Source organism: Wolbachia endosymbiont (group B) of Erebia ligea (assembly GCF_947179575.1).
GTDB lineage: Bacteria > Pseudomonadota > Alphaproteobacteria > Rickettsiales > Anaplasmataceae > Wolbachia > Wolbachia pipientis_C.
Genome location: NZ_CAMXBW010000002.1, coordinates 626,440 through 645,189, shown reverse-complemented (window position 1 = coordinate 645,189; position 18,750 = coordinate 626,440). Strand labels below are relative to the sequence as shown.

The 18,750-nt window shown below is 33.9% G+C and carries 18 protein-coding genes; 7 read left to right on the top strand and 11 right to left on the bottom strand.

Translation table 11 applies throughout. The features are described 5' to 3' along the window. Nucleotides 1-6: 6 nt before the first annotated feature. From OM962_RS03730 to OM962_RS03705, 6 genes are all read right to left on the bottom strand, one after another. Nucleotides 7-879 carry an IS982 family transposase gene (locus OM962_RS03730; protein WP_264330502.1) on the bottom strand — a complete coding sequence of 291 codons (873 nt, stop codon included), beginning with the start codon at nucleotides 877-879 and terminating at the stop codon, nucleotides 7-9. A 35-nt stretch (nucleotides 880-914) separates the two neighbouring features. Further along, on the bottom strand, nucleotides 915-1,187 hold the full coding sequence (locus tag OM962_RS03725) for an ankyrin repeat domain-containing protein (RefSeq protein WP_264330855.1): 273 nt from the start codon (nucleotides 1,185-1,187) through the stop codon (nucleotides 915-917). Between the two features lie 254 nt (nucleotides 1,188-1,441). Continuing rightward, nucleotides 1,442-2,491 carry an ankyrin repeat domain-containing protein gene (locus OM962_RS03720; RefSeq protein WP_264330854.1) on the bottom strand — a complete coding sequence of 350 codons (1,050 nt, stop codon included), beginning with the start codon at nucleotides 2,489-2,491 and terminating at the stop codon, nucleotides 1,442-1,444. Nucleotides 2,492-2,764: 273 nt separating this feature from the next. Then, nucleotides 2,765-3,856: an ankyrin repeat domain-containing protein gene (locus OM962_RS03715; protein ID WP_264330853.1), complete on the bottom strand. Its 1,092-nt coding sequence runs from the start codon at nucleotides 3,854-3,856 to the stop codon at nucleotides 2,765-2,767. Nucleotides 3,857-4,104: 248 nt separating this feature from the next. Next, nucleotides 4,105-5,205, bottom strand: coding sequence for an ankyrin repeat domain-containing protein (locus tag OM962_RS03710; RefSeq protein WP_264330852.1), 1,101 nt, complete (start codon nucleotides 5,203-5,205; stop codon nucleotides 4,105-4,107). Between the two features lie 90 nt (nucleotides 5,206-5,295). Further along, a complete protein-coding gene (locus OM962_RS03705) occupies nucleotides 5,296-5,547 on the bottom strand; it encodes a J domain-containing protein (RefSeq protein WP_245609393.1) in 252 nt (83 codons plus the stop codon). 169 nt (nucleotides 5,548-5,716) lie between these two features. On the opposite strand from OM962_RS03705, the gene OM962_RS03700 reads away from it, so the two are divergent. Both OM962_RS03700 and hisS read left to right on the top strand, forming a co-directional pair. Continuing rightward, nucleotides 5,717-6,289, top strand: a complete 573-nt coding sequence (locus OM962_RS03700; protein ID WP_006015115.1) for a NifU family protein — start codon at nucleotides 5,717-5,719, stop codon at nucleotides 6,287-6,289. Continuing rightward, on the top strand, nucleotides 6,286-7,509 hold the full coding sequence (gene hisS / locus OM962_RS03695) for a histidine--tRNA ligase (RefSeq protein WP_264330851.1): 1,224 nt from the start codon (nucleotides 6,286-6,288) through the stop codon (nucleotides 7,507-7,509). The genes OM962_RS03700 and hisS overlap by 4 nt, the downstream gene beginning before the upstream one ends. Here the strand turns inward: hisS and surE are convergent. Both surE and OM962_RS03685 read right to left on the bottom strand, forming a co-directional pair. Continuing rightward, nucleotides 7,506-8,276: a 5'/3'-nucleotidase SurE gene (surE, locus tag OM962_RS03690; protein WP_264330850.1), complete on the bottom strand. Its 771-nt coding sequence runs from the start codon at nucleotides 8,274-8,276 to the stop codon at nucleotides 7,506-7,508. The two genes, hisS and surE, sit on opposite strands and share 4 nt — an antisense overlap. A 202-nt stretch (nucleotides 8,277-8,478) precedes the next feature. Beyond that, on the bottom strand, nucleotides 8,479-9,840 hold the full coding sequence (locus OM962_RS03685) for a hypothetical protein (RefSeq protein WP_264330849.1): 1,362 nt from the start codon (nucleotides 9,838-9,840) through the stop codon (nucleotides 8,479-8,481). 169 nt (nucleotides 9,841-10,009) lie between these two features. Here OM962_RS03685 and OM962_RS03680 point away from each other — a divergent pair, with 169 nt between their 5' ends. Together OM962_RS03680 and OM962_RS03675 are read left to right on the top strand one after the other, a co-directional pair. Next, nucleotides 10,010-11,284, top strand: a complete 1,275-nt coding sequence (locus tag OM962_RS03680) for an APC family permease (RefSeq protein WP_264330848.1) — start codon at nucleotides 10,010-10,012, stop codon at nucleotides 11,282-11,284. A gap of 70 nt (nucleotides 11,285-11,354) precedes the next feature. Next, a complete protein-coding gene (locus OM962_RS03675; RefSeq protein WP_264330847.1) occupies nucleotides 11,355-12,641 on the top strand; it encodes an APC family permease in 1,287 nt (428 codons plus the stop codon). A gap of 28 nt (nucleotides 12,642-12,669) precedes the next feature. Here the strand turns inward: OM962_RS03675 and OM962_RS03670 are convergent, their stop codons facing one another. Continuing rightward, complete coding sequence (locus tag OM962_RS03670) at nucleotides 12,670-13,086, bottom strand: hypothetical protein (protein ID WP_264330846.1); 417 nt, start codon at nucleotides 13,084-13,086, stop codon at nucleotides 12,670-12,672. Between the two features lie 138 nt (nucleotides 13,087-13,224). On the opposite strand from OM962_RS03670, the gene OM962_RS03665 reads away from it, so the two are divergent. Continuing rightward, complete coding sequence (locus tag OM962_RS03665; RefSeq protein WP_264330845.1) at nucleotides 13,225-14,247, top strand: aspartate-semialdehyde dehydrogenase; 1,023 nt, start codon at nucleotides 13,225-13,227, stop codon at nucleotides 14,245-14,247. A gap of 1 nt (nucleotide 14,248) precedes the next feature. Here OM962_RS03665 and OM962_RS03660 read toward each other — a convergent pair whose 3' ends face one another. Then, nucleotides 14,249-15,325, bottom strand: coding sequence for a 5-(carboxyamino)imidazole ribonucleotide synthase (locus OM962_RS03660; RefSeq protein WP_017532205.1), 1,077 nt, complete (start codon nucleotides 15,323-15,325; stop codon nucleotides 14,249-14,251). Between the two features lie 106 nt (nucleotides 15,326-15,431). Between OM962_RS03660 and apaG the strand changes: the two genes are divergently transcribed. After that, nucleotides 15,432-15,836, top strand: coding sequence for a Co2+/Mg2+ efflux protein ApaG (gene apaG, locus OM962_RS03655; RefSeq protein ID WP_039950787.1), 405 nt, complete (start codon nucleotides 15,432-15,434; stop codon nucleotides 15,834-15,836). A gap of 202 nt (nucleotides 15,837-16,038) precedes the next feature. Here the strand turns inward: apaG and OM962_RS03650 are convergent, their stop codons facing one another. Further along, on the bottom strand, nucleotides 16,039-17,637 hold the full coding sequence (locus OM962_RS03650) for an ABC transporter permease (RefSeq protein ID WP_264330844.1): 1,599 nt from the start codon (nucleotides 17,635-17,637) through the stop codon (nucleotides 16,039-16,041). A gap of 130 nt (nucleotides 17,638-17,767) precedes the next feature. On the opposite strand from OM962_RS03650, the gene trhO reads away from it, so the two are divergent. Further along, nucleotides 17,768-18,613, top strand: coding sequence for an oxygen-dependent tRNA uridine(34) hydroxylase TrhO (gene trhO, locus OM962_RS03645; RefSeq protein WP_264330843.1), 846 nt, complete (start codon nucleotides 17,768-17,770; stop codon nucleotides 18,611-18,613). Nucleotides 18,614-18,750 lie beyond the last annotated feature (137 nt).

Here is an 18,750-nt window from a genome sequence, read left to right as displayed (position 1 = left end):
TATGGATTAGCGAACAAAAAAAGAATTGGAAATGGAAGGTTTTTTACGTTGTAAAGAGTATGAAATGAGTGTAGAAAAAATATGAACCAGAAAGTTAAAAGGAGATCGGTGGCGAGTGTGCTCAATTTCTAATCTATTTTTTAGGTAACCAAAAACTGTTTCAATAATAGATCTTTTCCTTAAAAAAATCTTCTCATTTAGAGAGATTAATGCGTTTTTCATCCCTTTTTTTATCTTGGTAACAAGCTTTAAATTTCTATCAAGTAATTGTAGAAATAGACCTTTTTGGATATAACCTTTATCTCCAAATAATAAACCCGTTAGTTTTTTAGTCAGATCTAAAACTGGCTTTCTATCGTCAATGTTACCTCTGGTTAGCGTAACACCTTGAATTTCGCCTATTTCATTGATTACTACATGTAATTTAAAACCAAAAAACCAGCCATAAGTGCTTTTGCTTAATTTTGCAATTCCAGTAAAAACTTTATTTTTAGATATTCTTTTTGCATGACAGACCGTGATAGGAGTTGAATCAATGTAGGAAATACCTGTATTTTTTGCCTGCTCACATAACCACTGTAGCAACATTGCTAAATACCATAAAACTCGAGGTTTTAGCGCAATAAATCTATCATAAGAAGGTAGTCTGGAAAAGTCTGACTTATGCAGCAACTGTAAGTAACATATGTAAAATGATTTAAAGTTTTCATATCTAGATTGCTGATATAACAGAATTATTGTTATAATTTCGGAATGCGTTATTTCTGGCACTCTTGTAGGTTTTTTACCATTGGATAATAATCTACCTGCAAAATTTTTGTCTATTATTTTACAATAATCATCTACAAAACAGAATAATTCTGTTACATTCTTATTCACTGGGTAACCTCCTATTATCTCTAAAATACTGGAGTTTACCTTCTTTTCTTCTTCTCTTCTAATCCATAGTTAGCGTTAGTAGTAACATTAATATCGCCACCTTTGGCAATTAAAAAGCGTAATATCCTTAAGTTACGTTTTTGAGTAGCAAGACGCAGAGGATTTATAACGTGCTCTCTACTATTCAAAACCTCATTCTTTACATGCTCACTCTCTGCCTCTTCAACATATTTTTCAACTTTCTGAAAATTACCTATGCTTATAGCAGCAAGTAATTCTTTTCTTAATTTCTCAACACTTATTGGCATAAAAACACCTTTAAAAAAATAACATTCCCGGCTTTATATCATGTAATTGAGTATGCACAAGTGAAATTTATAGAGAAAAAATTTCAATAGTGAAGAATTAGGTCTTTCAACAACCTATCACGCAACTTTTTTGCAAAATATTTTAAGCCCCTAATTCAAAATTTTTATTACTTGATAATAAGCAATCTGCTTTAGAAGAGGAAACAAGGGATAGAAAAACAAGCACTCAGACTTGAGTGCTTGTTTTAACTGATTTAGAGGTGCTTTTGATGACGCACGCCTTTAGATATTGTGAAGTTGCTCAGTGAGCTTTCAGGATACTGATAAAGTTTGTCACACTTGCTAAGTGCCATCTTGACATCTCTTTCTAGAGAATTAAGTTTTCTTTCTTTAACCTGTCTTATCGTTAAAAGTGAATCATCCAGTGGCATTGAATATCTTTCCCCTGTGAATTTACTTATTGCTATAGCAGTTAGGAGAACTGTTCCATTACAATCGACTTGTGAAGAACCAATTGAGCTTCCAGTCGAATGTGCAATAGATTGCTTTGCAGGAGGTAAAGCAGGGGCACTCTGAAATAGGCTACTGAGTGCAGCAGTTGTTGAAGTTCCCATCCAACTAAATACACTATTAATAAAAGAAGAAGGTTTTACTGCGCTGCTTAACACACTTGTACTATTATGATAGCTAAAGTTATTGCTAGCTTCTATTACCTTAAGATTTGTCCTAGAAGCTAATGTCTGACAATTAACTTTATCAGCACATTTTAATATAGATATTATTTTTTGCCTTGTATTACTATTACATATAGATTTTGGATCATCTCCAACAACATCCAGTGGTATTCTACCACCCGCATCTCTTATATAAATATTAACATCATGCTTGATCAGAAGTTCCACCATTTCCACTTGGCAATGGAAAGACGCTAAGTGCAAAGGCACCTTACCCATTATATCTTGCAAATTGATCTTAGCATAACGACTAAGTAGAAACTGTCCTGCGTCTTCTCTACCATATTCAGCAGCAACGTGCAAGGCAACTCTCAAACTTTCACTACTAGCAGCATTAACATTGGCACCGTTATTAACCAAAAACTTCAATGTCTTGAAGCTATTTTCTTTAACAGCAAAACTTATAGGTTTCATACCGTATCTTTCACCAATAAAAACCTGATTTTTTAGTTTCATCATCACTGCAGTTTTGATACATATGTTAGCTTTTAGAAGACTATGCTCTTCTATAGCAACAAATAACTCATCTATAAAGTTCTCAATCCTTATCCGTTTTTGCATATATTGCATTAAATACTTCCCAAATTACACCGTTCCTGGCTTTATATCACACAAGTTAGTATGCGCAAGCAAAATTTACAGAGAAAAAATTTCAATGGTTAAAAATGAGGTCTTCAGCAACTTATCACGTAACTTTTGTGCAAGATATTCGAAGCCCCTCATTTAAATTTTCAGTACTTGATAAGAAGCAGTATGCTGAAGAAGGAGGAAAATAAGCACTCAAACTCGAGTGCTTATTTTAAAGGGACTTTTGATGCATGCCTTTAGATATTGTTGAATTGCTTAATGAATTCGAGGACATTGATAACGTTTTTCACAATTACTAATTGCCGTCTCGACTTTTTTGTCTATAATATCAATTCTTGTCAGAGGTGGATTGTCCAGTGGCCTTAAATATTGTTTTCCTTTAATATAACTTACTGCCATAGCAATTAGCGTAGCTATTCCATTACAGTCAATTTGTGAAGAACCAATAGGGCTAACAGCCAAGTGATCAACAGATTGTTGTGCAGGAGGTAAGGCAGGAGCACTGCTGAACAAGCTATTGATGGTAGTAGTTATCCCACTAAATATACTATTAATAAAAGAGGAAGGTTTTACAGCATTGCTTGCAGTGCTGCTAACTTCTTCAAAATTTTCTCTGATAAGAGTGGAGGAAGAGTTCACTGTGCTACTTGCCAAGTTTTTGGTATTACTAACTTCCAATTCTATCTTAATTGCTTTGGTAGGGGATAATTGAAGACTCGCTGCACTACTTACAAAATCTGTGCTGTCGTTAGCGTCTTTAATACCTGCTTTTATAGAAGTTAATTTTGCTTCACAGTCAGCTTCAGTAGCACTGCTCAATACAGATTCTATTTTTTGAATTTCACTACTACTACATTCATCTTTTCTAGCATTTCCAACAACATCTAATGCTGTTTTGCCGTAACGACTTTGAATACTAGCATCAGCACCTCTACAGAGTAGGAGTTTTACCATATCTAAATGACAACCGTTAGATGCTAAGTACAAAGGTGTAAAACCTTTATAATTTGTAGCATTGATGTTAGCATCACGATCAAGTAAAAACTTTGCTATTTCTAGTTTGTCATGTCTAGCAGCAATGTGCAAGGGAGTACTCAAATATCGATTACTAATAGTAGTATTAACATCAGCACCGCTGTTACATAAAAACTCTAATATCTTTAAATTACCCAAGAGAGTAGCATGATGTATAGGTTTCATATAGTATCTTTCATAATTCAAAACTTCATTTTTTATTTGTTTATACTCTATCTCTTTAATACATTCTTTAACTTTCTGAAAATCACCTCTGCTTATAGCAGAAACTAATTTTCTTCCTAAAATCTCAATTATTTTTTGTTTTTCCATCAAATACCTCCTAAAAGAGAATGCTCCCGGCTTTATATCATGCAACTTAATATGTGCAAGCAAAATTTACAGAGAAAAATTTCAATAGTTAAAAATTAGGTCTTCAGCAATCTATCACTTTAACTTTCGTACAAGACATGCTGAGCTTCCTTATTCACATTTTTTTGCTCTTAATAAGAAGCAATCTGCTTTAGAAAAGGAAATAAGGGATAATAAGCACTCTAATTAGAGTGCTTATTTTAACTGATTTAGAGGGACTTTTGATGCATACCTTTAGATATCGTTAAATTACTTAATGAACTTTCAGGACATTGATAAAGTTTTTCACACTTACTCAGTGCTGTCTCGAAGTTTTTTTCTATAGTGTTAAGCTTTCTTTCTCTAATTTCTTCTATTGTGAGAAGTGAATCTTCTAGTGGGCTTGAGTATTTTTTCCCTGTGAACTTTCTGATCATTACATCAGTTAGTAGAGCTGTTCCATTAAAATCAACTTGTGAAGAACCAATTGGGCTACCATCTAAGTGGTCAACAGATTGCTGTGCAGAAGGTAAAGCAGGAGCACTGCTGAATAAGCTGCTGAGTGTGGCAGTGGTTACCCAACTAAATATATTATTAATAAAAGAAAAAGATTTTACTGCACTGCTTGGTGCAGGATCTGGAGTATCACCAGCTTCCAATCCTATCTTAGTATCTGCCCTGGTGGAGGCTGAGAAAGGGTTCGCTGTACTACTTGCTGCATCTGGAGTATCACCAGCTTCTAATTCTAACTTAGTATTTATTCTAGCAGAAAGTAATAGTTCTGTACAATTATTTTTGTGAAATTTTGATAAATCTAAGTATATTTTGCTCATGTCACAGCCATCACTGCAAAGGCTTTCATAACCTGGAATAACCTCAAATGCCGTTTTGCCATTTGCATTTCTAATAATAACATTAATAATGTTATTATTGAGCAGAAGATTCGCGATATCTAATCGACAATAAAAAAAGGCTAAGTGTAAAGCTGTAAAACCTTGCATTACTTGGGAAGTGGTACTACTAGTACAATGATATATCATTTCTTTTATTTCTGTTTTGCTACTCATGGTAGTAACGTACGAGTAAGGAACAAGACATCCATCACTAACAGCATTAATATTAGCATTATTTTTAAGCAAAAACCGCACTATCTCTAAGCTACCTTTATAAACAGCAAGATGTATAGGTGCCATACCATCTTTTTTACCATTAATAATCTCTTTTTCTTTATTTATATATCTTGCCTTTTTAACATATCTTTTAACTTTCTTAATATTAAGCTCATCTATAGCCGCAAATAAATTCTTTCTCAATCTCTCAAGTTTTTTCATCAAATACCTCCTAAAGAATAATGTTTCCGGTTTTATATCATGCAACTTAATATGTACAAGCAAAATTTACAGAGAAAACAATGGTTAAAATTAGGTCTTCATCAACCTATCACGTGCTGCGTTTAACTTTTGTGCAAAATATTCCGATCCTCCCTTGTCTGGATGGACCAGTTTCATTAAATTTTGGTATGCCTTATTGATTTCATTTTGGCTTGCCTCGGAATTCAGCCCCAGTATTTTTAATGCTTCATCTTTGGACATATTATCACCAGTGTAATTTTTGGTGTAACTTTTACTACTGTTAAATTCGTTCAAAAACTTACTTAATATAGAGTTCATCATAAAACTTATGTTATTTCTCTTTGCCAAAAAGAGAAAAAATACAACAACGCTAGGTAAAACAAACGTGATTATTGTGAATATCAAAAAAAGGAAGAAGATGAATGACATGTATATTTTTTTATCATTTTATGATTAAATAGTAACAATTATAATTGTCATGGTAAATAACATGTTTATCCAGATTGAAGAAACACCAAACCCAAACACGCTGAAATTTCTTCCTGGTTTTGAAATTCTGAGCGAAGGAGAAACAGCTGATTTTTCAAATGCAGATGAAATAAAGAACTCCAAACTAGCAGTAAATCTTTTTCAAATAGAACATGTTGTAAGAGTATTTTTTGGTCATGATTTTATTTCAGTAACAAAATCAGATAGAATGAATTGGGATATAGTAAAGGTGGAAATTTTAACTACAATTATGGATCACTTTACTTCTGGTGGAAAAGCATTTGATAAAGAAGGAGTAAGTGATAATAAAATGCTAGAGGAAGAATTCTTTAATGAAAATGATATAGAAATTGTAAATAGAATAAAAGAATTGATGGAAAGTTATATTAAACCTGCAGTTGCTCAAGATGGTGGTGATATCAAGTTCCGTGGCTATAAAGACGGAATAGTTTACGTTGAACTGCAAGGAGCTTGCTCTGGGTGCCCAAGTGCTGCAATTACCTTAAAACAAGGAGTGCAGAATATGCTAAGCTATCACATACCAGAAGTTTCAGGTATAGAGACTATGCTATGACTAATCAAACAGTTAAAGGAACGAAAGATCTTCTGTTTGATGAATGGTATAAATTTAAATACATAGAGCAAACAGCAAATAGAATCTCAAGTTTATACGACTTTTTACCTGTTCAAACTCCGATATTTGAATACACAGAAGTCTTTACAAAGACTTTAGGTGATAGTTCAGATATCATAAATAAAGAGATGTATACTTTTATTGATAAAGGAGGAAAGAGCATGACTCTGCGTCCTGAATTCACTGCAGCTATTGTTAGGTTACTCATTGAAAAAAAACTGCAAACACCGATAAAATTATTCTCAACAGGACCTGCATTCCGCTATGAAAGACCACAAAAGGGACGACAAAGGCAATTTCATCAGATAAATTTTGAGATTTTTGGCATAGAAGATCCGAAAGCTGATATTGAATTGATATCACTTGCTCAGCATTTACTCACTGAATTTGGCATCAATGAGAATGTAAGACTGGAAATCAACTCTTTGGGTGAGAGTGAAACAACAAGTAAGTATAGAGAGGCTTTGATATCGTATTTAAAAAAGTTTCAAAATGACCTATCAGAAGATAGTCAAAATAGATTGATTAAAAACCCACTCAGAATATTAGACTCTAAGGATAAGATAGATAAAGAAATAATCTCTGACGCACCAAAAATCAGTGATTATTATACAAAAGAATCTTCATATTTCTTTGACCAGGTGTTAAATGCACTGCAAGCTCTTGGCATACCTTACACTGTAAATAGCAAATTAGTTCGAGGTCTAGACTATTATTGTCACACAGTATTTGAATTTGTCACAGAAGATTTAGGTGCACAAGGAGCAGTTTTTGCCGGTGGAAGATACGATAATCTAGTATCTTCAGTAGGTGGAAAACACACTCCAGCAATAGGATTTGCAGGGGGGATTGAGCGTATAATGGAATTAATCAACTATGCTGAAAAAAAAGAGAGGCCTATTTATATAATTCCAATCGGTGGAGAAGCTGAAGAACATGCTCTAACACTTGCAAGTGAATTACGCAGAAATGGTTTATATGTGATTTACGAATATAGTGGAACTCTAAAAACCCGAATGAAAAAAGCAAATCAAGCAAATGCAAAAGTTGTATTAATCTTTGGTGATGAAGAGCTAAGCAGTAAAACTTTAAAAATTAAAAACATGGACACGGGTGAAGAAAAAATGATTGCTCGAGATAAAATCGTAGAAAATATCTAATCAGAAGCAATAGGAGTGTTAGCTATAGAAGAAAATTCCTCTGCACAAGAATTTTTCATAGCATTTAATATATCATAATCTGTAAAATCTAATTTTATCGGTGTAATAGTAATAAAACCTCCTTTTATTTTATTTATACTACCACTGCCTGAGTGCTCTCGAGACCAATTTAAGCTCAAAGAACCATTCAAGTTTTCAGTAAAAGTTAAATCACCATCAATGTTATATTCACCTTGTTCAGCAAATTCGACCCCTTTCACTTTTTCTGTAGCAGGAAAATTTATACTCATCACTATATTCTTAGGCCAACCAACTTTCATTAGCTTGGCAATAACCTTTGGTGCAAAAATCTTTGTATTGTTCCAGTCTATTTTACCATGATAAACTTGGCTCAGCGCAATAGAAGGTATAGATCTTGCAGCACCTTCCATTGCAGCACCGATTGTGCCTGAATAACAAATATCATCGCCGACATTTGATCCAATATTTACTCCAGATAATATTAAATCTGGTTTTTTATTCATAATCTTATTTAGTGCAATAATGACACAATCTGCGGGAGTACCAGACACACTAAACTCCCTTTCACTATGTTGACTTATTTTAATAAATTGCTTTACTGGATAGTCAAGAGACCTTGCAGCTCCACTCCTATCAGTATCTGGTGCCACTATCCATACTTCCGATGCAAAATTGTGTGCAATTTCTTTAAGTAGTCTTATTCCTTCACTTTCAAAACCATCATCATTTGTTATCAATATTATCATATGTAATACTAACCTATCAAAGTATACTAATGAGGTTTGAAGTTTCTTTTCATAACCATAACAAAGAACCTGCCACAAATCAATAAGGAAAAATTGAAGTGTTTCCAGGTTGCCATTGTTTAGTTTGCTGTGAGTTAATTGTAAATACCAATTTTAACTTTACGCCTAACTCACAATCAAAGCTTAGGCAAGTCTCAGAGCTCTAAGCAGCAGAGAATCTTGTATGCCCTGCAAAAAATGCTTTCATCTTTTCAAGATAAGTAGATGGTTTTTCAGGGATTTCTATATTATCTATTACAGCACTTACTGCTTCCTTGATATCCTCATCTGTAATTAGTTCTTTCAATTTCTGCTTTATAGGGCCCCTTCCAACTTCTTGACCATATCTATTATAATAATCAATATACAATTTATTAAAGACAAATTGCTTTGCCTCTTCCATCAACTTACCCATACTATCTTTTACTTCAAGATCCATATCATTCTCAGAGTAGAAATTGTCAAAATTATCCTTTAAAATCTTCATCTTTTTACTTTTACAATGCTTAAGAAACTCTTCCGTAATGCTCGGCATTCTTTCGTATACTTGAGCATTTACCTCGACTGTAAAGTTGTTTTTTGCTTCAAGACAACTAAGTGAATAAATAATACGATTAAACATTCCAAGATGACATGCACCACTTCCTTCTTGTAAACGCATGAGTAACATGCATTTTAGTAAGTCTACATCTAACTTCTGATTCTTAGCTGCAGCTAAAACTAAGTTTGCAGCTTGTGTTAGCGTTAATCCAGTTCTTGATTCTCTATAAGTTGCTCTATTGGAGCCATTAAAGTTAAGATAAAGGTTTAATTGCTCTTTTTGTGGAGGTGTAAGCTCATCTGAATTATTTATGTAGTCTGCAAACTCTTTATTGAGCATATTTGGTTGATTTCCGAATTTCTGCTTTAAGTCTTGAGCGCATTGGAGAATGCTGTATTCAAAACTACTCGTATGAACACTCTGACTGCCGGTGCCTACATCACTTACATTAAACAAAAAGCTCATTTGCTTTACACTTAAACCCAGAGGCGAGAAGAGCTTTATCAATGGATACTTTATTAACTCAAGAAGTGCTACTGGGATCAATAATATAGTATTAATAAGCACTAAACATATTCTAAGACCCAACGCTCTACTATTTGATAATGTTCTGCTAAGCTCTGATATCTTCGATGAACAATACAAAAATGGTAATTGGATACAATATATTGAGTATATAGAAAAAAACAGAATCTTATCTTTCAACCCTATTGTCGGGTCATTATATACTTCAGAAAAAATGTTATCATTACTATTTTCATTTTTGAAAGACTGATAGCTGCTTGTAATCCTTTCTGTAAAAATAGAACAGAGCTTATGCAGTCCGTAACACGAAACGCCAACAGCTAGAAAAATTGCAAGTGTTCCCAAAAAAGCTAATATTTCACTTGAAGTTTTAGCAAGAAGAAATTGAAAAAGCATATCAGTGAAGATATCAAGCAAATATTCAAGTAAAATTATTGCTGCAATAGCGGAAACAAGCAATAAAATACTTCCACAAATAATCAAAAAATTTCTTAACCTCGGATTCATAACCCACCCCTTAATATACTTCTCATTGTATGCTTAAATTAAAAAAATGCAAATTTTGTAAAGACCGATTGAAATTTCTGAGCTTCAATCATATTATTAATCTATTAAGATAAAAATTATTGTGTCAAATAAAATAGGCTTTTTGGCTATTTTCGCCTTGGTGATCAGTAGCCAAATCGGCTCTGGAATTTTTATGCTCCCAATTAGCCTTGCACCATACGGCGCTTATAGCCTCATAAGCTGGGTTATATCAGGATTTGGTGCTATATCTCTTGCTTTAGTTTTTGCTTCACTCTGCGCAAAATTTCCAGAAACGGGTGGTCCTCATATTTATGTGAAACATGCCTTTGGCTCTACAGCAGCTTTTTTTGTTGGCTGGACATATTGGGTAAGCTCGTGGGTAAGCTCAACAGCTGTGACAATTGCAAGTATTGGTTATTTAGCCCCGCTTTTTCATAATGATATACAAGATATACGTTTGCTTTTAGAAATAACATTAATTTTAGCTATCATGCTAATAAACTTAAGAGGGGTAACTACTGCTGGGCATGTTGAGCTTCTTCTGACCATTGTTAAAATTATCGCACTTCTTGCAATACCCATAGCAGGATTATTTTTCTTTGATAGAAATAATTTTGTTGTAAGTGAGGAAGTATCAAACTTTACGATGTCTCAAGTCCTTGCGCGCTCTACACTCCTTACTCTATGGTGTTTTATTGGACTTGAATCAGCAACAGCACCTGCAGGATCGGTTAATAATCCAGCTAAGACAATACCAAGGGCCATTGTGCTCGGAACAATTTGTGTTGCTGTGATATATTTCATCAATAGCCTTTCAATCATGGGGTTAATAAGCGGTCACGACCTAGCAAGTTCAAAAGCACCATATGTTGATGCAGTAAAAATTATGCTTCCAGGTAATTGGCATTTGATAATTTCTGTTATTGCTTTTATTGTCTCTGTAAGTAATTTAAATGCTTGGTTTTTAGCTGATGGACAGGTCACCTTAGGCCTTGCAGAAGATAAGTTAATGCCGCAATTTTTTGCAAAAAAAAACAAGTACGATGCTCCATTCTGGGGAATAATACTCAGTACTTTAGGGGTGTTAGTTTTACTTATCTTAACGTCAAACAAAAGTTTTGCTGAGCAAGTAACTTCAATAATTGATATCTCTGTGGTGTCATTTTTGTTTATCTACTTAGCATGTAGCCTTGCTTTTCTCAAAGTTAATATACAAGACAAAAGCTACTGCAAATTTTTAATTGGAGGTGTGGCTGTATCTTTTTGCTGTTGGATAATATACGAGACTTCTATAAAAACATTGTTAATATCAAGTCTATTCCCTTTAAGCGGAACACTTATTTATCTACTTTGGTATCATAAACTAAAAACTTAACTTAAATTTTTTATTTGCTAAAATTCTTAAGCTATACTACTGGCTTACATTAATAGAATTAAGAGGTATTGTGTCAAATAAAATAGGTTTTTGGGCTGTTTTTGCTTTAGTCATTAGTAGTCAGATCGGCTCTGGGGTTTTTATGCTTCCAATTAGCCTTGCTCCATATGGCGCTTATAGCCTTATAAGTTGGATGATATCAGGAGCTGGTGCTGTGTCTCTTGCGCTAGTTTTTGCTACGCTATGTGCAAAGTTTCCAGAAACAGGAGGTCCTCACGTTTATGTGAAACATACTTTTGGTCCTGCTGCAGCGTTCTTTGTTGGTTGGACATATTGGGTAATCTCATGGGTTAGTACAACAGCTTTAATAGTTGTGGGTGTTGGCTATCTTACACCATTTTTCCATGAAGATATCAAAAGTATGCGTTTATTTTTAGAGCTGTTGTTATTTACAATCATTACATTAATAAATTTAAGGGGAATAGCTACTGCAGGGCACGTTGAGTTTCTGCTCACGGTTGTGAAGGTTGCTGTATTGCTTGCAATACCTGTAGCAGCGTTGTTTTTTTTCGATAGAAATAATTTTATCATAAGTGAAGAAATATTAAGTCTTACAACATCGCAAATTCTTGCGCGCTCTACACTCCTTACTTTATGGTGTTTTATTGGACTTGAATTGGCAACAGCACCTGCAGGGTCAGTTGATAATCCAGCTAAAACTATACCAAAAGCTGTGGTGCTTGGCACAGTTTGTGTTGCTGTTATATATTTTATCAACAATTTTGCGATTATGGGATTGATCAATGGCAACAATTTAGCAAGTTCAAGAGCACCATATGTTGATGCGATAAAAATTATGTTTTCTGGTAATTGGCATTTAATTGTTTCTATAGTTGCATTCATTTTTTGTGTTGGCAGTCTAAATGCCTGGGTTTTATCTAGTGGACAAGTTGCTTTTGGTCTTGCAGAAGATAGACTAATGCCAAAATTCTTTGCTAAAAGGAACAAGCATGGCTCTCCTTTTTTGGGAATAACAGTTAGTTCAATTGGAACTGCAATTTTACTAATTCTCACTTCAAACAACAATTTTGCCCAGCAGATTACGTCGATTATTGACTTTTCTGTAATTTCATTTTTGTTCGTTTATCTTGCGTGCTGTTTTGCCTTTCTAAAGGTTATTATACAGGAGAGGAGTTGTTATAAGCTTTTAATTGGTAGCATAGCAACAACCTTTTGTTGTTGGGTGATATTAGAAACCCCTGTAGGTACTCTGCTGATTTCGAGCCTGTTCACTGCAAGTGGCATACCCATTTATTTATTTTGGTACTGCAAAACTTCTGTGCAACAAATTCAGTAGTGAGAGATACACTTTAAATGGTTAATATTTATGGGCCAAGGTTTTTTTTCTCTTTATCTACTTGTTCAATATTACCATTCTCAAGTTTGCTACCTACTTCTTCTGTGCGTTTATTATCTATGTAGATCTCATTTTTTGCTTTATTAGAAAGACCTATTTGCGATTGCAGTTTTTTATACTCTTCTTTTTCAGGCGTGAAAATTTTCACTAAAAATCTTCCTATTATTGGTATTGAACTTAAAAAATCTCTTAATCCAAAAGATTCTTGCTTCTTGTTTGAAAGATGCTGGTCTATCTTAGAAATTTTCACACCATACTTTTTATCATCAAAATTTATCGCTGGCTTGCTTTTTTTCGAAAGAACATTTTGAATCTCTAATCTATTGACTTTTTCAGGCTTTTGAAATGCAGATTTGACCTTAGTGTCATCATGTTTTTTACTCATTTCATTCTACCATGCAATATTACTAGTATCTTATAATTATAACTAAATTATGGTTAATTGCAAGGTAAAAATATTAAAGTAATTGTAAATTTTATCAGTAAAAATATAATATAGCTTTAAAGTCAGAGGTTTATCTATATGGGATATAAAATTGCTGTTATTGGAGCAACAGGAAGAGTAGGGCGTGAGGTATTAAGCGCCCTTGCCGAGTTTCAAGACGAAGGAAAAATTTCAATAGATTCTGTTGTTGCTTTTGCATCAAAAAAATCAGAGGGAAAAAAGGTAAGTTTCGGCGATGAAGAATTAACTGTCTTAGACCTTGAGAACTACGATTTTGTTGGAATTAATATAGCAATTTTCTGTGCTGGGTCTCATGTTTCCGAGAGATACGTACCGATTGCAACTGAAGCTGGATGTATTGTCGTAGATAATACCTCTCGTTTTAGGATGAAAGAAGGCGTGCCACTAGTTATTCCAGAGATCAACAAAGATAAAATTATGGAGTATAAAAACCATAACATAATATCTAATCCAAACTGTACTACAATACAAATGTTGCTGGCATTACATTTATTACACCAAAAAGCAAAAATAAAGAGAATCGTTGTTTCAACTTATCAATCAACTTCTGGTGTAGGTAAAGCAGCAATGGATGAGCTTTACAATCAGACAAAAAAAATCTTTATGAATGAAGCTAAAAAACCTGAAATATTTCCTAAGCAAATAGCATTTAATTGCATTCCTCATATAGGAGAGTTCATGGAAGATGGTTCTACAAAAGAGGAGTGGAAAATGCAAGAGGAGGCAAAAAAAATTTTAGAAGAGGATATAAAAGTAACTGCAACTTGTGTCCGAGTACCTGTTCTTGTTGGTCATGCTATAGCAGTAAATGTAGAATTTGATCAGCATATAACTGAAGAAGAAGCTCGTGAAATGCTCAGTGAAGACGATGGAGTTTTAGTGCAAGATAAGCGCGAAAATGGTGGATATATGACTCAGATTGATGTTGTGCAAGAGGATGCCGTATACATATCGCGTATTAGACAAGACGATACCGTTAAACACGGATTAAATATGTGGATAGTAGCTGATAATCTACGCAAAGGTGCAGCACTAAATATAGTGCAGATCTTGGAGATCTTGATCAAAGAGCATTTATAGCTCAATAACTTAAATCTATATTGACATGTCCCATTTTACGCTTGTCCCTAACCTCTTTTTTCCCATATATGGTTAAACTAGCTTTTTCGTTGCTCAAATATTTGTGAGAATTATATATATCATTACCTATTATATTTTTTGTCATGCAAGGAAAGCGTAATACTACTTCCTGCATAGATAGACCGCATATTATCCTAACTAGCTGCTCGAATTGACTAACGTTGCATGCATCCAAGCTCCAGTGGCAAGAATTGTGGGGTCTTGGGGCCAGTTCATTAACTAGTAATTCATGATTTTGAGTGATGAAAAATTCAATAGCTAGAATTCCTACTACATCAAGTGCAGTTGCTATTTTCTCTGCAGTTTTTTGTACCTCTTGGGCTAATTTATTATCTATTTTAGCTGGTGCTATTGAAGTATTAAGTATTCCGTCAACGTGGTGATTCTCTGCTATAGGAAAAAAAGCTACTTTACCGTTTTTATCTCTTGCAACGACTATTGAAACCTCTTTCAGTAAATCAACACTTGCTTCAAGAATGTACTCTTTATTCCAATCGAAGGAAGCAAATTGCTTCAGTTCAGAATCATTTTCAATCACATATTGTCCTTTTCCATCATAACCCATTTCTGTTGTTTTTAGCCTCACTGGATAGCTAAAAGTTTCACTACTTTCTAGTAGCTGATTATAATTTTGTATACTTTTGTAATCAGCAGTTTTTATGCTTAAATCTCTAATAAAATCTTTCTCTCTCAGCCTATTTTGCGAAATGTGTAACGCCTTTTTACCTGGATAAAAATCTGTATGCTGCGACACAATATCAATTGCACTACATGGAATATTTTCAGACTCAATAGTGACTAAATCCACACTCTGTGCAAAAGATTCAAGTGCCCTCTTATCACAGAAGTCTGCTATTGTTAAATCATCAGCAACAGAACAAGCTGGATCGTTTTTAGTACTGGCAAAAATATGCGTTTTGTGCCCAAGTTTTATTGCAGCGATAGCAGTCATTTTACCTAATTGCCCACTTCCTATTATTCCTATCACTTTTTTATCCAGTGGATCTGTTTTGTTCATCATGTAGATTAATATTTCCTAGTTAGAGTACGATAATATGCTTGGAAAATCTATGAAAAAAGTGTATAATTGAAGTGTGTTAAACTTTTATCATGAACACTTTACGATGACCATGAAATACACACTTATTACTAATTCTGTTGAAGTTACAGTTTTGCCAATTTACATTGAAGAGCAATCCATTCCTTATGAAAATTGTTACGTATGGATGTATAATGTTAAGATAAAAAACAAAAGCTCATCAACCATTCAATTATTAAGTCGCTATTGGCAAATAATAGATCATAAGGGCAAAATAAATGAAATTGCCGGAGTTGGTGTTATTGGAGAACAACCTGTAATAAAATCTGGAGAGGTATTCAAATATACAAGTGGAACATACTTAAATACACCATCAGGAATAATGCAGGGTAAATATGAATTTCTGAACGAAGAGAGCATAAAAACCTTTGATGTTATGATACCACCCTTTTCCTTAGACAGTCCATACGTTAACACTAGACCTCATTGATTATCAAGATAGTGTATTTGTTCAAGTGCATCTGAAACCAATGCTTCTTGTTTTGTCATTTGAGCTTCCATAATGTCATCCGAGTAGCTGATACTGAGATCCAACTAAGTTGATAAACACGAAAGCACTGACCATTTGCTTCTATAGTTGTCTTTTTTCGTCTATCTTATTTTCTTACTCTGCTGAACAGATGCAAAATAGTTTATTTTTGATTCTTATCATCAAGTGTGAATAAGATTATTGTAGAGGTTAAACCTATAATAACTATCATTAACGAAAATGGGGCAGCTTCTCTGTAACGCTCATCGCTGACAAGTTCATATACTCTAGTTGATATAGTTTCAAAATTAAATGGTCTGATAATTAGTGTTGCCGTGAGTTCTTTTACCGTATCCATAAACACAAGCAGAAATCCCGATAGTATACTTTTCTTGATAAGGGGAATATGAATATTCAGGCACGTGGAAATAGGCCCATGACCCATAGTATATGCAGTCCATTCAATTTCATTTGGTGTTTTTTTGAGTCCCGACTCTATCGCCTTGAAAGATATAGCAAAAAAACGAAATAAATATGAGTAAACTAATGCGCCAATAGTTCCTACCAAGCTAATTTCTACAATATATTGAGTAATGAAAGAAGATATTCTGCTTAAAAACATTATTATGCTAATTGCAATAATTGCATTTGGAATTGCATATCCAAGAGAAATGAGACGTGCTATATTGCTTATTACCTTATTTTTACGTGCTGTATATCCAATAATTATTGCAATGCTGATCGAGATTAGCGCGGTAATAAATGATAAACTAATACTGTTTGTTATTATATTATAAAATCTTGCTTCGTATATGAAAAAGCCTTTCTCTATGCTCCAATATATAAGTGGAATCATTGGTAAAATAAAGCCTATTAATATCGGCAATAAACACATAAGATAAGAAAAGATCAACGATATAGAACCGTTTATACTACGTTTATTGTGATAATCTGCATTAGTATTGATTGAAGAGTAAGATATTTCTCTTTTTTGTAGTTTTTTCTCGATAACTATTAGTGTTGCAACGAAAATCAGTTCTGCAACTGCCAAAACAGTAGTTGAATATTTGTCATGCAATAAAAACCAAGTACGGTATATTCCTGTCGTGAAAGTATCGATAGCAAGAAACTGTGGTGTGCCGAAATCTGTAATTACTTCCATTAGTACCAAGGATAACCCAGCTATAATTGATGGACGTATGGAGGGTATGATGACAGAAAACAGACTCTGTAATGAGGAGAACCCAAGTGTTGATGCAATAGTGACTGAGTTACTAACGCTCTTTAGACTTGAGCGGACCAACATATAAACGTATGGATATAGACTAAATCCCATTACTAATATTCCACCACCTAGGGATTTGATCTCGGGAAACCAATAGTTACCTTTGCTCAATTGAAAAGTATCTCTTAACAAGCTCTGAATTGGACCTGAAAACTCTAACGTGTTTACATAAACAAACGATACTATATATCCAGGAATTGATATCGGAAAGAATAAGGCAATCTCAAAAATTCTACTTCCGGGAAACGAAAAAAATGTAGTAAGCCAAGCTGGAATTACTCCAAATATAAAGGATATTAACCCTACTCCTACCATCAAAATCAACGTATTGAGTATATATTCAGGAAAAAGTCTACTAATTACCCATCCAGAGTTTGCTGATTCTGTAAATAGAATCGATATTAACGATAGTATAGGGCAGACAAATAATACACTTACTAAAAACAAGAATATATTTTTAAATACTCTCAGAAACATTAACTTGAATCTATATTTGATATTGAAATGTTATATGCAAAAACTAAAGATATCCAGTAATTAACAGCCGTCCTATTGAATATCTTCATAATTTTATATATTATGTTTTAAATCGATAAACTAATTAATTATGAGTTTTGTCATTGCAACTTTCTATCATTTTGTAAAACTCTCTAATTATTATGACATGAAAGACGAAATAAAAGTTGTATGCGACAACGTTGAATTAAAAGGCACTATACTCCTTGCAGAAGAGGGTATTAATGCAACTGTATCTGGAAAAAGAAACGCAATTGATAAAATACTTGATTTTCTACGTTCTGATGACAGGCTAAAAGGTCTTACTTGGAAAGAGAGCTCGGCAGAATATCAACCATTTAGTAAGATGAAAGTGAGATTAAAAAGAGAAATTGTGAATCTTGGTGTAAGTAATCTCGGTACTTCCGTTAGAGGCCAGTACGTTGATCCAGAACATTGGGATGATTTTATCTCTCAACCTGATGTTTTAGTAATAGACACACGAAACGAGTACGAAGTAAAACTAGGCAAGTTTAAAAATGCAATTAACCCACATACTCAACGTTTTCGCGATTTTCCTCAGTGGGCAGAGTCTTTCTCTGAGAGTAAAGATCTGAAAGTGGCTATGTACTGCACTGGTGGAATCAGATGCGAGAAATCTACAGCATATATGAAAAGCCTTGGATTTAACGATGTTTACCACCTTAAAGGCGGTATTCTTTCCTACCTTGAAAAAACTCACAACAAAAGTGGTAGTTGGGAGGGCGAGTGTTTTGTTTTTGATGATAGAATTGCTGTTGATCACTCACTCGCCCCAAGTGATAAAATAAAATGCATATTCTGCTCAAGTAAAGTTTCAACTGATGAGCTGAAATCAGTTCCACGTGGCCAGGTAGTTTGCTCTGATTGTAAATCTTTAAGTATTGAAAGAAATTCAGAATATAACACGAACCTTTAACAACTTCTTTCTCCTTGCATATTTGTAACCTTAATTTTGTCAAGGCATTTACCTACGACATAGCCCGCTCCAGCTCCAAGTAATGCACCAACTATAGCAAATGCAATCAACACTACACCAGAAACGCCAATAAGAGC

Coding starts and splice junctions, on each gene's coding strand:
- OM962_RS03705 (WP_245609393.1), bottom strand. CDS start 5,547: ATGATGAACTCTATATTAAGTAAGTTTTTGAACGAATTTAACAGTAGT.
- apaG (WP_039950787.1), top strand. CDS start 15,432: ATGACCATGAAATACACACTTATTACTAATTCTGTTGAAGTTACAGTT.
- OM962_RS03670 (WP_264330846.1), bottom strand. CDS start 13,086: ATGAGTAAAAAACATGATGACACTAAGGTCAAATCTGCATTTCAAAAG.
- OM962_RS03660 (WP_017532205.1), bottom strand. CDS start 15,325: ATGAACAAAACAGATCCACTGGATAAAAAAGTGATAGGAATAATAGGA.
- OM962_RS03650 (WP_264330844.1), bottom strand. CDS start 17,637: ATGTTTCTGAGAGTATTTAAAAATATATTCTTGTTTTTAGTAAGTGTA.
- surE (WP_264330850.1), bottom strand. CDS start 8,276: ATGATAATATTGATAACAAATGATGATGGTTTTGAAAGTGAAGGAATA.
- OM962_RS03710 (WP_264330852.1), bottom strand. CDS start 5,205: ATGAAAAAACTTGAGAGATTGAGAAAGAATTTATTTGCGGCTATAGAT.
- hisS (WP_264330851.1), top strand. CDS start 6,286: ATGACTAATCAAACAGTTAAAGGAACGAAAGATCTTCTGTTTGATGAA.
- OM962_RS03700 (WP_006015115.1), top strand. CDS start 5,717: ATGTTTATCCAGATTGAAGAAACACCAAACCCAAACACGCTGAAATTT.
- OM962_RS03720 (WP_264330854.1), bottom strand. CDS start 2,491: ATGCAATATATGCAAAAACGGATAAGGATTGAGAACTTTATAGATGAG.
- OM962_RS03725 (WP_264330855.1), bottom strand. CDS start 1,187: ATGCCAATAAGTGTTGAGAAATTAAGAAAAGAATTACTTGCTGCTATA.
- OM962_RS03665 (WP_264330845.1), top strand. CDS start 13,225: ATGGGATATAAAATTGCTGTTATTGGAGCAACAGGAAGAGTAGGGCGT.
- trhO (WP_264330843.1), top strand. CDS start 17,768: ATGAGTTTTGTCATTGCAACTTTCTATCATTTTGTAAAACTCTCTAAT.
- OM962_RS03715 (WP_264330853.1), bottom strand. CDS start 3,856: ATGGAAAAACAAAAAATAATTGAGATTTTAGGAAGAAAATTAGTTTCT.